Source organism: Streptomyces sp. NPDC024017, assembly GCF_040638895.1.
GTDB lineage: Bacteria > Actinomycetota > Actinomycetes > Streptomycetales > Streptomycetaceae > Streptomyces.
The window spans coordinates 73,076-85,149 of sequence record NZ_JBEZYZ010000006.1 but is presented as its reverse complement, the minus strand read 5'-3'; the positions used below and the strand labels follow the sequence as shown (position 1 = coordinate 85,149).

11 protein-coding genes and 1 riboswitch are annotated in these 12,074 nt (G+C 70.2%); of the genes, 5 read left to right on the top strand and 6 right to left on the bottom strand.

Translation table 11 applies throughout. The annotated features are described in order from the left end of the window. Positions 1 to 170 precede the first annotated feature (170 nt). The 4 genes from groL to thrC all read right to left on the bottom strand — a co-directional run bounded on the left by groL (position 171) and on the right by thrC (position 4,427). Entirely contained in the window at positions 171 to 1,796 is a 1,626-nt protein-coding gene (groL, locus tag AB0G20_RS17445) for a chaperonin GroEL (RefSeq protein WP_361302680.1), read from the bottom strand. 333 nt (positions 1,797 to 2,129) lie between these two features. After that, the gene (locus tag AB0G20_RS17440) at positions 2,130 to 2,333 is read right to left on the bottom strand and encodes a cold-shock protein (RefSeq protein WP_003949956.1); all 204 of its coding nucleotides are present in this window, start codon (positions 2,331 to 2,333) and stop codon (positions 2,130 to 2,132) included. Positions 2,334 to 2,779: 446 nt separating this feature from the next. Beyond that, positions 2,780 to 3,055 carry a ubiquitin-like small modifier protein 1 gene (locus tag AB0G20_RS17435; protein ID WP_037670105.1) on the bottom strand — a complete coding sequence of 92 codons (276 nt, stop codon included), beginning with the start codon at positions 3,053 to 3,055 and terminating at the stop codon, positions 2,780 to 2,782. An 85-nt stretch (positions 3,056 to 3,140) separates the two neighbouring features. Beyond that, positions 3,141 to 4,427 (bottom strand): threonine synthase, encoded by a 1,287-nt coding sequence (gene thrC / locus AB0G20_RS17430; RefSeq protein ID WP_248510381.1) that lies wholly within the window; start codon positions 4,425 to 4,427, stop codon positions 3,141 to 3,143. A gap of 18 nt (positions 4,428 to 4,445) precedes the next feature. After that, positions 4,446 to 4,602: riboswitch (SAM riboswitch) on the bottom strand. Between the two features lie 180 nt (positions 4,603 to 4,782). On the opposite strand from thrC, the gene AB0G20_RS17425 reads away from it, so the two are divergent. The 3 genes from AB0G20_RS17425 to otsB all read left to right on the top strand — a co-directional run bounded on the left by AB0G20_RS17425 (position 4,783) and on the right by otsB (position 8,013). After that, a complete protein-coding gene (locus AB0G20_RS17425) occupies positions 4,783 to 5,727 on the top strand; it encodes a glucosyl-3-phosphoglycerate synthase (protein ID WP_361302675.1) in 945 nt (314 codons plus the stop codon). Between the two features lie 73 nt (positions 5,728 to 5,800). Further along, entirely contained in the window at positions 5,801 to 7,189 is a 1,389-nt protein-coding gene (locus tag AB0G20_RS17420) for a trehalose-6-phosphate synthase (RefSeq protein WP_361302672.1), read from the top strand. An 8-nt stretch (positions 7,190 to 7,197) separates the two neighbouring features. Then, positions 7,198 to 8,013, top strand: coding sequence for a trehalose-phosphatase (gene otsB, locus AB0G20_RS17415; protein ID WP_361302669.1), 816 nt, complete (start codon positions 7,198 to 7,200; stop codon positions 8,011 to 8,013). Positions 8,014 to 8,121: 108 nt separating this feature from the next. Here the strand turns inward: otsB and AB0G20_RS17410 are convergent, their stop codons facing one another. Beyond that, positions 8,122 to 8,367 carry a DUF3263 domain-containing protein gene (locus tag AB0G20_RS17410; RefSeq protein ID WP_361302666.1) on the bottom strand — a complete coding sequence of 82 codons (246 nt, stop codon included), beginning with the start codon at positions 8,365 to 8,367 and terminating at the stop codon, positions 8,122 to 8,124. Positions 8,368 to 8,402: 35 nt separating this feature from the next. Beyond that, positions 8,403 to 9,656 (bottom strand): extracellular solute-binding protein, encoded by a 1,254-nt coding sequence (locus tag AB0G20_RS17405; protein ID WP_361302663.1) that lies wholly within the window; start codon positions 9,654 to 9,656, stop codon positions 8,403 to 8,405. Positions 9,657 to 9,809: 153 nt separating this feature from the next. Here AB0G20_RS17405 and AB0G20_RS17400 point away from each other — a divergent pair, with 153 nt between their 5' ends. Then, positions 9,810 to 10,751 carry an ROK family protein gene (locus tag AB0G20_RS17400; protein WP_361302660.1) on the top strand — a complete coding sequence of 314 codons (942 nt, stop codon included), beginning with the start codon at positions 9,810 to 9,812 and terminating at the stop codon, positions 10,749 to 10,751. Beyond that, positions 10,751 to 11,962: an N-acetylglucosamine-6-phosphate deacetylase gene (nagA, locus tag AB0G20_RS17395; RefSeq protein ID WP_361302657.1), complete on the top strand. Its 1,212-nt coding sequence runs from the start codon at positions 10,751 to 10,753 to the stop codon at positions 11,960 to 11,962. The genes AB0G20_RS17400 and nagA overlap by 1 nt, the downstream gene beginning before the upstream one ends. The last annotated feature ends 112 nt before the right edge of the window (positions 11,963 to 12,074 follow it).

Sequence of the window (12,074 nt, the reverse complement as noted above, 5' to 3'; positions counted from 1 at the left end):
CCACCCGGCCCGGCCGCGGCATCCCGTCCGCGCTGTGATCCCGGACACGCGAGAGGGCGCACCCCCGAACATGCGACAGGGCGCGCCCCCGGACACGCCCGAGGGCGGCACCCCCTGCCGGAACAGGAAGTACCGCCCTCGGTAAGACCGTTGATCAACCCTCAGGTCGATCAGAAGTCCATGTCACCGCCCGGCATGCCGCCGCCGGCCGGGGCAGCGCCCGCCTTCTCCGGCTTGTCGGCGATGACGGCCTCGGTGGTGAGGAACAGCGCGGCGATGGAGGCGGCGTTCTGCAGCGCGGAACGGGTCACCTTCGCCGGGTCGATGATGCCCTCGGCGATCATGTCGACGTACTCACCGGTCGCGGCGTTCAGGCCGTGGCCGACGGTGAGGTTGCGGACCTTCTCCACGACGACGCCGCCCTCGAGACCACCGTTGACGGCGATCTGCTTCAGCGGGGCCTCCAGCGCGAGCTTCACGGCGTTGGCGCCGGTCGCCTCGTCACCTTCGAGCTCCAGCTTCTCGAAGACCTGGGAGGCCTGCAGCAGGGCCACGCCACCACCGGCGACGATGCCCTCCTCGACGGCCGCCTTGGCGTTGCGCACGGCGTCCTCGATGCGGTGCTTGCGCTCCTTGAGCTCCACCTCGGTGGCGGCACCGGCCTTGATGACCGCGACACCGCCGGCGAGCTTCGCCAGGCGCTCCTGCAGCTTCTCGCGGTCGTAGTCCGAGTCGCTGTTCTCGATCTCGGCGCGGATCTGGTTGACGCGGCCCTGGACCTGGTCGGCCGAGCCGGCACCGTCGACGATGGTGGTCTCGTCCTTGGTGATGACGACCTTGCGGGCCTTGCCCAGCAGGTCGACCGTGGCGTTCTCCAGCTTGAGGCCGACCTCCTCGGAGATCACCTCGCCGCCGGTGAGGATGCCGATGTCCTGCAGCATCGCCTTGCGGCGGTCGCCGAAGCCCGGGGCCTTGACGGCGACGGACTTGAAGGTGCCGCGGATCTTGTTGACGACCAGGGTCGACAGGGCCTCGCCCTCGACGTCCTCGGCGATGATCAGCAGCGGCTTGCCCGACTGCATGACCTTCTCCAGGAGCGGGAGCAGGTCCTTGACGTTGGAGATCTTGGAGTTCGCGATCAGGATGTACGGGTCGTCGAGGACGGCCTCCATACGCTCCATGTCGGTGGCGAAGTACGCCGAGATGTAGCCCTTGTCGAAGCGCATACCCTCGGTGAGCTCCAGCTCCAGACCGAAGGTCTGGGACTCCTCGACGGTGATGACGCCTTCCTTGCCGACCTTGTCCATGGCCTCGGCGATGAGCTCGCCGATCTGGGTGTCGGCGGCGGAGATGGAGGCCGTGGAGGCGATCTGCTCCTTGGTCTCGACGTCCTTCGCCTGCTCCAGCAGGGCGGCGGAGACGGCCTCGACGGCCTTCTCGATACCGCGCTTGAGGGCCATCGGGTTGGCGCCGGCGGCTACGTTGCGCAGACCCTCGCGCACCAGGGCCTGGGCGAGAACGGTCGCGGTGGTCGTACCGTCACCGGCGACGTCGTCCGTCTTCTTGGCGACTTCCTTGACCAGCTCGGCGCCGATCTTCTCGTACGGGTCCTCGAGCTCGATCTCCTTGGCGATGGAGACACCATCGTTGGTGATCGTGGGCGCGCCCCACTTCTTCTCGAGGACGACGTTGCGGCCCTTGGGGCCGAGCGTCACCTTGACGGCGTCCGCGAGCTGGTTCATGCCGCGCTCGAGGCCGCGCCGCGCCTCCTCGTCGAACGCGATGATCTTGGCCATGTGAAGTGGTCCCTCCAGGACTGGGGGTGATTACTTCGGACCGCGCCCGCGCCCGCGACGGACGGCTCGCTTGCCTCGTGGTTCCTTCCCCACCTGGCCTGCGGGCCTCACCGACCCGGTCCTTACGTTGTCACTCTCACCTTCAGAGTGCTAACGCAATGATTAGCACTCGACCCCTGCGAGTGCAAGCGCCTCCCCGGGATCGGGCGGGGGCGTCAGCCGCCCGCGAACACCGTCCGGCAGCCCTTTCGAACAGGCCGAAGGGCCCGCACCCCGGGGGGTACGGGCCCTTCTGAGAAGACCGGTCGCTTGAGCGTTGGTCGTGGTGCGCGTTCAGGCAGCGACGCGAACCATGTCGGCCTGCGGCCCCTTCTGACCCTGCGAGATCTCGAACTCGACCCGCTGGCCCTCTTCAAGGGTGCGGTAGCCGTCCATCTGAATCGCGCTGTAGTGGACGAAAACATCCGCACCACCGTCGACCGCGATGAAGCCGTACCCCTTCTCCGCGTTGAACCACTTGACGGTGCCCTGAGCCATGCCTAACTCCCCTATTACTGGCCCTTGCACAGATCCACACTTCGCGGATCCGGGTCAGACCTCACCCCCCACGGTTGGGGGCGTGCGCCGGAACGCGTCGACCGCGGCTGAATGTATCTGTCCAACTGCCGTCTGCAACAGGTCAATCGGACGAGAATTCTGGACGCAACGGGTCCGGAATGTGGGGAGAATTCGCCCGAATTCAGGGCAAGTCGGGCTACACAAAGGGAGCAAAAGCCGCAAAAGATGCGCACACTTTGGCTACATCTTGTCGGGCTCGCGGCAGGAATTCAGGGTTCCGATCAAGGGATCGGGATCGCGTTCCCCAACTGTACCGCGCTCAATCACACAGAATTGCCCCCTCCGCTTCTCTCACGGAGGGGGCAATTCGATGAACTCTCGGTAATCGTCGTTACCGAAGGTAACAAACGGGCCGGTCGACCGGTTCAGCCACCGGCGACGGCGGGAATGATCGACACGCCGGCACCGTCCGGCGTGGCCGTCTCCAGACCCTGTTCGAACCGCACGTCGTCGTCGTTGACGTACACGTTGACGAAGCGACGCAGCTTGCCCTGGTCGTCCAGCACCCGGGCGGCGATCCCCGTGTGGTTCTTCTCCAGATCGGCGATCACCTCGCCGAGAGTCGCCCCGTCGGCGGCGACCTCGGCCTGCCCGCCGGTGTAGGTGCGCAGGATGGTGGGGATGCGAACGGTCACGCTCATGACTTCAAAACCTCCGGTTGGGTATCGCACCTAGGGGCGCGGGGAACTGCGCGACCAGCCCCCACCGGCCCGCAGCGAACGACGGTCAGACGAGACCGGCTTCCCGGAACGACTCCAGGCTGGGACGAATGGTCGCGGTCAGTCCGGTACCCGCGACCGCGTCCAGTGTCTTGAGACCATCGCCCGTGTTCAGCACCACGGTCGTCAACGACGGGTCCAGCGCGCCGCTCTCGATCAGCTTCTTCGTCACGCCCACCGTCACACCACCGGCGGTCTCCGCGAAGACGCCCTCGGTCCTCGCGAGCAGCTTGATCGCCTCGACGACCTGCTCGTCGGTCACGTCCTCCACGACACCGCCCGTGCGGCGCGCGATGTCGAGGACGTAGGGCCCGTCCGCCGGGTTGCCGATGGCGAGGGACTTGGCGATGGTGTCCGGCTTCTGGGGGCGCACGACGTCGTGGCCGGCCTTGAAGGCCGTCGACACCGGCGAGCAGCCTTCGGCCTGCGCACCGAAGATCTTGTACGGCTTGTCCTCGACCAGACCGAGCTTGATCAGCTCCTGCAGACCCTTGTCGATCTTCGTGAGCTGCGAGCCGGAGGCGATCGGCACCACGATCTGGTCCGGCAGCCGCCAGCCGAGCTGCTCGCAGATCTCGTACGCGAGGGTCTTGGAGCCCTCCGCGTAGTACGGCCGGAGGTTGACGTTGACGAAGCCCCAGCCCTCGCCGGCGGGGTCGCCGATCAGCTCGGAGCAGAAGCGGTTCACGTCGTCGTAGTTGCCCTGGATGCCGACGAGCTCACCGCCGTAGACCGCGGCCATGACGACCTTGCCCTGCTCCAGGTCGTGCGGGATGAACACGCAGGAGCGGAAGCCGGCGCGGGCCGCGGCGGCACCCACCGCACCGGCGAGGTTGCCGGTGGAGGAGCAGGAGAGGGTGGTGAAGCCGAAGGCGCGGGCGGCCTCCAGGGCCTGGGCGACGACGCGGTCCTTGAAGGAGTGCGTCGGGTTGCCGGAGTCGTCCTTGACGAAGAGCTTGCCGGCCTCGACACCGAGCTCGCGCGCCAGGTTGTCGGCCTTGACGAGCTTGGTCCAGCCGGGGTTGATGTTCGGCTTGTCCGCCACGTCGGCCGGGACGGGCAGCAGCGGGGCGTAACGCCAGATGTTCGCGGGACCCGCTTCGATCTGCTTGCGGAGCTCCTCGGTGTCGTACGCCGAGAAGTCGTAGGCGATCTCCAGCGGGCCGAAACACTCCTCGCAGGCGAAGACCGGGCCGAGGGGTACGCGGTGACCGCACTCGCGGCAGCTCAGGGCAGCCGCGGGACCCAGGTCTACGGTGGAGTCAGTGGTGCTTGCAACAGTCTGCACAGCCATGTGAGGCGAGGCCCTTTCTCCTCATCTTCCTCACGACGCATCTCGCCGTGAGACGGATTTGGCACCTTCCCTAGCCGGGAGCCTCGCGCAGGTGGTCGACAGTGACCTACGAGTACCGACTGGAGGGTTGCCGGGGCTTCAACGGGCCGTTTCCCTCTGCCCCTCTGGATGAGCTGTATGTGGTTGTAGGCGGCGGGCGACCCCGGACATGCGATGGTCATCCGCCTTGTTCAAGACTGTAACCGACGACCAGGACAGTTGAGATAGTCGTCCGAACCGCGAGATGACTGTACCCGTCAGCCGCTACCGCGGCGGGCAGTCCGTCCCGCCTGGAGAACGCAGAGGAGCCGCCACGGTGCTGGAAGAAGTCGAGCGCTGGCTGAGCACCCGTTCCTGGTCCGCGAACGAACGCCCGCTCCATAAGATCCTGGCCGCCAAACAGCGCACGGGCCAGACGGTCAGCGTCGTGCTGCCCGCCCTCAACGAGGAGGCGACGGTCGGCGACATCGTCGCCGTGATCCGCCACGACCTGATGCGGCAGGTCCCGCTCGTCGACGAGCTGGTCGTCGTCGACTCCGGCTCGACCGACCGTACGTCCGAGGTGGCCGCCGCCGCGGGCGCGCGGGTGGTGCACCGGGACGAGATACTCCCGCGCCTGCCCGCCGTGCCCGGCAAGGGCGAGGTGCTGTGGCGCTCGCTGCTCGTCACCCGCGGGGACGTCGTCTGCTTCGTCGACGCGGACCTCAGGGACTTCTCCTCCGACTTCGTCTCGGGGATCGTGGGCCCGCTGCTCACGGATCCGGACGTGGACCTGGTGAAGGCCATGTACGACCGGCCGCTCTCCGGTGCCGCCGGGCAGGGCGGCCGGGTCACCGAGCTGATGGCCAGGCCGCTGCTCAACATGCACTGGCCGCAGCTGGCCGGCTTCGTGCAGCCGCTCGGCGGCGAGTACGCGGCCCGCCGCTCGCTGCTGGAGCAGCTGCCGTTCCCCGTCGGGTACGGCGTGGAGCTGGGCATGCTGGTCGACGCCCTGCACCTGGTGGGGCTGGACGCCCTCGCCCAGGTGGACGTCGGGGTGCGCAAGCACCGGCACCAGGACGGTCAGGCGCTGGGCCGGATGGCCGCCGCGATCTACCGCACGGCCCAGCTGCGGCTGGCCCGCGGGCATCTGATCCGGCCGTCCCTGACGCAGTTCGAGCGGGCCGAGGACGGCTTCGAGCCGCGGACGTACTCCGTGGACACCGAGGAGCGTCCGCCGATGGTGGACATCGCCGAGTACCAGGCGCGGAGAGCGGCCTGACCGGGGCCGTTTTCGGCCGGGTACGGAAGATCCGTACGTTTGAGCGTTTCCGGGCCGGGCTAGGTTGAGGCTTATGGCTTCTACGTACGGTGCTGCACAGGTGCTGGTGGCCTCCAACCGCGGGCCGATCTCGTACACGGTGGGCGAGGACGGTTCGCTGGACGCCAAGCGGGGCGGCGGCGGGCTGGTCTCCGGGCTCTCCGCGATCGGCTCGGACGCGGATTCGCTGTGGGTGTGCTCGGCGCTGTCCGACGGCGACCGCGAGGCGGTCGGGCGCGGGGTCGGCGAGGACGGCGTGCGGATGCTGGACATCCCGGCCGACGTGCACGCCGACGCGTACAACGGCATCGCCAACTCGGTCCTGTGGTTCGTGCACCACATGCTCTACCAGACGCCTCTGGAGCCGGTCTTCGACGCGGGGTTCCGGCGGCAGTGGGCGTCCTACGAGACGTACAACCGGGCGTTCGCCGAAGCGCTGGCCGAGGAGGCGGCGCAGGGCGCTGCGGTCGTGGTGCAGGACTACCACCTGACGCTGGTCCCGGGCATGCTCCGCGAGCTGCGGCCCGACCTGCGGATCGGCCACTTCTCGCACACGCCGTGGGCGCCGCCCGAGTACTTCCGGATGCTGCCGGACGACGTGGCCGGGCAGGTGCTGCGCGGCATGCTCGGCGCGGACCGGCTGGGTTTCCTCACCGAGCGCTGGGCGGAGGCGTTCACCGCGTGCGCCGAGCAGTTCGCCGGCGGGCTCGGCGGCACGCGGGTCGGGGTGCACGGGCTGGGGGCCGACGCGGACTTCCTGCGCAAGCGGGCGCACGAGCCGGACGTCGAGGAGCGGATGGCCGCGCTGCGGGAGGAGATCGGCGAGGGCCGCCGCACCATCGTCCGGGTCGACCGCACCGAGCTGTCCAAGAACATCGTGCGCGGCCTGCTGGCCTACCGCCGGCTCCTGGAGACCCACGCCGAGTGGCGCGAGCGGGTGGTGCACGTCGCCTTCGCCTACCCGTCGCGTCAGGACCTAGCGGTGTACCGGGACTACACGGCCGAGGTGCAGCGGGTCTCGGACGAGATCAACGCCGAGTTCGGGACGCCGGGGTGGACCCCGGTCGTACTCAATCTGAAGGACGACTTCGCCCGCTCCCTGGCCGCGTACCGGCTGGCCGACGTGGCACTCGTCAACCCCATCCGCGACGGCATGAACCTCGTCGCCAAGGAGGTCCCGGTCGTCTCCGACGCGGGCTGCGCGCTGGTGCTGTCCCGGGAGGCCGGGGCCCACGAGGAGCTGGGCGAGGACGCGATCACGGTGAACCCCTACGACGTGACGGGCACGGCGGCGGCCCTGCACGAGGCGCTGTCGATGCGCCCGGAGGAACGCGCCGAGCGCGGCAAGCGCCTGGCAGCGGCGGCGACGGCCCTGCCGCCGGCGCAGTGGTTCCTGGACCAGCTCCAGGCGTTGCGGGGATGAGCGGCTCGATGCTGCCCACGCCGACCACCAAGGCGGGCCGGGAGGGCCTGGACGCCCTCCTCGCCCGCCCCGGCAAGGCCCTGATCGGGCTCGACTTCGACGGGACGCTCGCGCCGATCGTGGCCGATCCGGAGCGGGCCCGGGCCCATCCCCGGGCCCTGCCCGCGCTGGCCGCGCTCGCGCCGAAGGTGGCCGCCGTGGCGGTCATCACCGGCCGGCCCGCCGAGGTCGCGGTGCGCAACGGGGGCTTCGCGGACGTGCCAGGACTGGAGCACCTCGTCGTCCTCGGGCACTACGGCGCCGAGCGATGGGACGCCCGCAGCGGTGAACTCACCGCCCCGGAGCCGCACCCCGGCGTCGCGGCCGTGCGCGCCGAGCTGCCCGGGCTCCTCGACGGAAGCGGGACCTGGGTCGAGGAGAAGGGCCGGGCGGTGGCCGTGCACACCCGCCGGGCCGCCGACCCTCAGGCCGCCTTCGAGGCCCTGCGCGAGCCGCTCACCGACCTGGCGACCCGGCACGGCCTGATCGTCGAGCCCGGCCGCATGGTCCTCGAACTGCGCCCGCCCGGCATGGACAAGGGCGTCGCCCTGAGCGAATTCGCCCGGGAGATCGGCGCCGAGTCCGTCCTCTACGGCGGTGACGACCTGGGCGACCTGCCCGCCTACTCCGCCGTCGACACCCTCCGCGCGGCCGGCACCCCGGGCCTGCTGGTGTGCAGCGGCAGCGACGAGGTGACGGAGCTCAGGGAGCGGGCGGACTTGGTGGTGGACGGCCCGGAGGGGGTCGTGGAGCTACTGGCCGCGCTGGCGAATCGGATCGGCTGAGGTCGCGCACCGAAGGGGCGCGGGGCAGCGTCGGCATGCGGCTCCGCCGCGGGGCGCGAACAACCACGACGCACCCGCACCCCGCGACGGGCAGAAGCCCCACGGCCCTCAACGATCAGACCGACGCCGCTCCCGGACACGCCGCAGCCGATTGACCGTCACCGGGTCGTGGGCCAGGGCCCGTGGATCGTCCAGCAGGGCGTTGAGAAGCTGGTAGTAGCGCACAGGGGCGAGCCCCAGCTCCTCACGTACGGCGCGTTCCTTCGCGCCGGGCCCGGGGAAACCCCGGCGTTCGAGCGCGAGGATGTCCCGTTCCCTGCGCCCGAGCCCCCGCTCACCCGTGTCCTCGTCCATGCCCGGCACCGTAACGCCTGCCACCGACAGCGGAGCTACTCCGCGCTTTCCGCCCGGCTCGCCGCCGCCTGGAGGTGGCCCAGGACGCCCGAGGGGCTGCCGCCGGGCGCGACGGCCTTGCCGATCTGCTGCTTGACCTGGGAACTGACCTCGGCCCAGGAGGTCTTGCCGACCGGGTAGAGCTCGGAGGCCAGCAGCTCCTCCAGGAACGGCCTGAGGTGCCGGTCCTCGTCGGAGGCGGCCATGGTGGCGGACGCGGAGGAGGTGACCGGCAGCAGGTCGTACTCGCGGGAGAAGGCCAGCACGTTCTTCTCGCTGTAGACGAAGTCGAGGAAGTCGCCCACCTGGTCGCGGTTGCCGTTCTTGCGGAACGCCGTCATCCAGTCGGCGACGCCGAGCGTGGACCTGCTCGGGCCCTCGTGGCCCGGCGTGGGCACCATGCCGTACTTGATGCCGTTCTTGGCGGCGATCTTCATCAGCGAGGGGTGGCCGTTGAGCATGCCGACCTCGCCCTTCGCGAAGCCGGCGAACGCCGCGGCCCGGTTCAGGTTGCCCGGCGCGACCGGCCCGGTCAGGTCCTTGCCGACCAGGTCCTCCTTCAGCCAGGAGAAGGTGTCGATGTTCTCCGGGGAGTCGAAGCTGTAGCCGTCGACGCTGTCGGTGTAGCCGCCCCCGCCGCTCAGCATCCACTGCATGGTCTCGGCCTGCGCCTCCTCCGGGCCGAGGGGCAGCGCGTACGGGACCTTCACGCCTTCCGCCTTGAGCGCCTCGGCGTCCTCGGCCAGGTCGTCCCAGGACTCGGGCGGGGTGATGCCGGCCTTGGCGAAGAGGGTCTTGTTGTAGAAGAGCACCCGCGTGGAGGCGGCGAACGGCATCCCGTACTGCACGCCCTTGACCTGGCCCGCGGAGGCCAGCTGCCCGACGAAGTCGGCCTGCACGGGTATGGAGAGCAGGTCGTCGGCCTTGTAGAGCTGGTTGCGGGCCGCGTAGTCGGCGTACGCGCCGATCTGCGCCATGTCCGGCGGGTCCCCGGCGGCGACCATCTCCCTGACCTTGCGGTCGACGTCGTTCCAGGAGTAGACGCTGACGTCGATCTCGACGCCGGGGTGGTCGGCCTCGTACTCCTCGACGAGCTTGTCCCAGTACTTCTTCGAGCTGTTGGCCGTGCTGTCGCCGTAGTCGGCGGCGACCAGCTTCAGCGTCACGTCGCCCGAGCCGCCCGTGACGCCGCAGCCGGCGAGGACCGCCGTCATGCCCAGTGCGGACGCCGCCGCGATCGTTCCTGCCATCCGTCGCCGCTGCACCGCTGCTCTTCCCCAACCCTGGCGTCGCTCGCCAAACTCTGGCGTGGTCCGCCACCGAAACTTTTCGATATTCGGAATAAGGTCTACACCACGTGAGTGGACTAGACCTCTTGCGGGTCCCCGGGTCACACTGTTTCCGTGAGACATGTCATCGCCCTCGACGTGGGCGGCACCGGAATGAAGGCCGCCCTGGCCGGCCCGGAGGGCGAGGTACTGCACCGGGCCCGCCGGCCCACCGAGCGGGCCCTGGGACCGGACGCCGTCGTCACGGGCATCCTCGACTTCGCCGCCGAGCTGAGCGCGTACGGCACCGAGCACTTCGGCACGCCCGCGTCCGCCGCCGGCGTGGCCGTCCCCGGCATCGTCGACGAGGCGCACGGCGTCGCCGTCTACGCGGCCAACCTCGGCTGGCGCGACGTCCCCCTGCGCGACCTGCTGGCGCAACGCCTGGGCGTCCCGGTCGCCCTCGGCCACGACGTGCGCACCGGCGGCCTCGCCGAGGGCCGGGTCGGGGCGGGCCGCGGCGCGGACCGGTTCCTGTTCGTGGCCCTGGGCACCGGCATCGCGGGCGCCATCGGCGTCGACGGCCGGGTCGAGGCGGGCGCGCACGGCTTCGCGGGCGAGATCGGCCACATCGTCGTACGCCCCGGCGGGGCCCCCTGCCCGTGCGGGCAGCACGGCTGCCTGGAGCGCTTCGCCTCGGCGGCGGCCGTGAGCGAGGCCTGGGCCGCGGCCTCGGGCGACCCGGGCGCGGACGCGGCGGACTGCGCGAAGGCGGTGGACTCCGGCGACCCGATGGCCCGGGCGGTCTGGCAGCAGGCCGTGGACGCCCTGGCCGACGGCCTGGTCACCGCCCTGACCCTCCTGGACCCCCGCACCCTGATCGTCGGCGGCGGGCTCGCGGAGGCGGGAGAGACGTTGTTCGCACCTCTGCGGGAGGCCATCCGCCGCCGCATCACCTTCCAGAAACAGCCGACGATCGTCCCCGCGGCGCTGGGGGATTCCGCCGGATGCCTGGGCGCGGGCCTGCTGGCCTGGGATCTTCTGACATCGACCGACCGTTCGGAGGTATCCACCTGATGGCAACGCCCCCAGGGGCGCGGGGAACTGCGCGACCAGCCACCACGCACCCGCACCCCGCAACGACCGGACACCCCACGGTCCTCACCGGCGCAACCGTCGTCCTCCCGACCGAAACCGTCCACAACGGCCGGTTGATCATCGACGGCACCCGCGTCACCACCACAGCCCCGGAAAACGCCCACGTCATCGACGTAACCGGCCACTATGTGATCCCCGGCTTCGTCGACCTCCACAACCACGGCGGCGGCGGAGCCTCCTTCACCTCCGGCTCGGCCGACGACATCCTCAAGGGCATCCACACCCACCGCCTGCACGGCACGACCACCCTGGTCGCCTCCACCGTCACCGGCGACATGGACTTCCTCACCCGGCGCGCCGGACTGCTGAGCGAACTGGCCGAGCAGGGCGAGATCGCCGGCATCCACTTCGAGGGCCCGTTCATCTCCCCCTGCCGCAAGGGCGCCCACTCCGAAGCTCTCCTGCGCGATCCGCACCCCGCCGACGTCCGCAAGCTGATCGACGCGGCCCGGGGCCGGGCGAAGATGGTCACGCTGGCCACCGAACTGCCCGGCGGCCTCGACTCCGTACGCCTCCTCGCCGACCACGGCGTGATCGCGGCGATCGGCCACACGGACGCCACGTACGAGCAGACGGTGGAGGCCATCGACGCGGGCGCCACGGTCGCCACGCACCTCTTCAACGCGATGCCCCCGCTCGGCCACCGCTCCCCCGGCCCGATCACCGCGCTCCTGGAGGACGACCGGATCACGGTCGAGCTGATCAACGACGGCACGCACCTCCACCCCGCCGCGCTGCAACTGGCGTTCCACCACGCGGGCGCCCGCCGGGTCGCGTTCATCACCGACGCGATGGACGCGGCCGGTTTCGGCGACGGACGCTACTGGCTCGGCCCGCTGGAGGTGGAGGTCGCGGACGGCGTGGCCCGTCTGGTGGAGGACGGCACGATCGCCGGCTCGACCCTCACCCTGGACCGGGCGTTCAAGCGGGCGGTCACGGTCGACGGCCTGTCCGTCGAGGACGCGGTGACGGCACTCTCCGCCACCCCGGCCCGGCTGCTCGGCATGGACGACACGATCGGCTCACTGGAGGCCGGGAAAAACGCCGACCTGCTGCTGCTGGACTCCGCGTACGACCTGAAGGGCGTCATGCGCCGGGGTGAATGGGTGGTCGGTCCCCAACTGGGCTGATCCATCCCTCAGTCGAGAGACGGTGGCCGACTCCAGGACTGGGCCGACCGCCGTCTCTTTGGCATGATCAGGGAACGTTCACGGCAACAAGCGCGTCCGGGGGGAGGTCGGC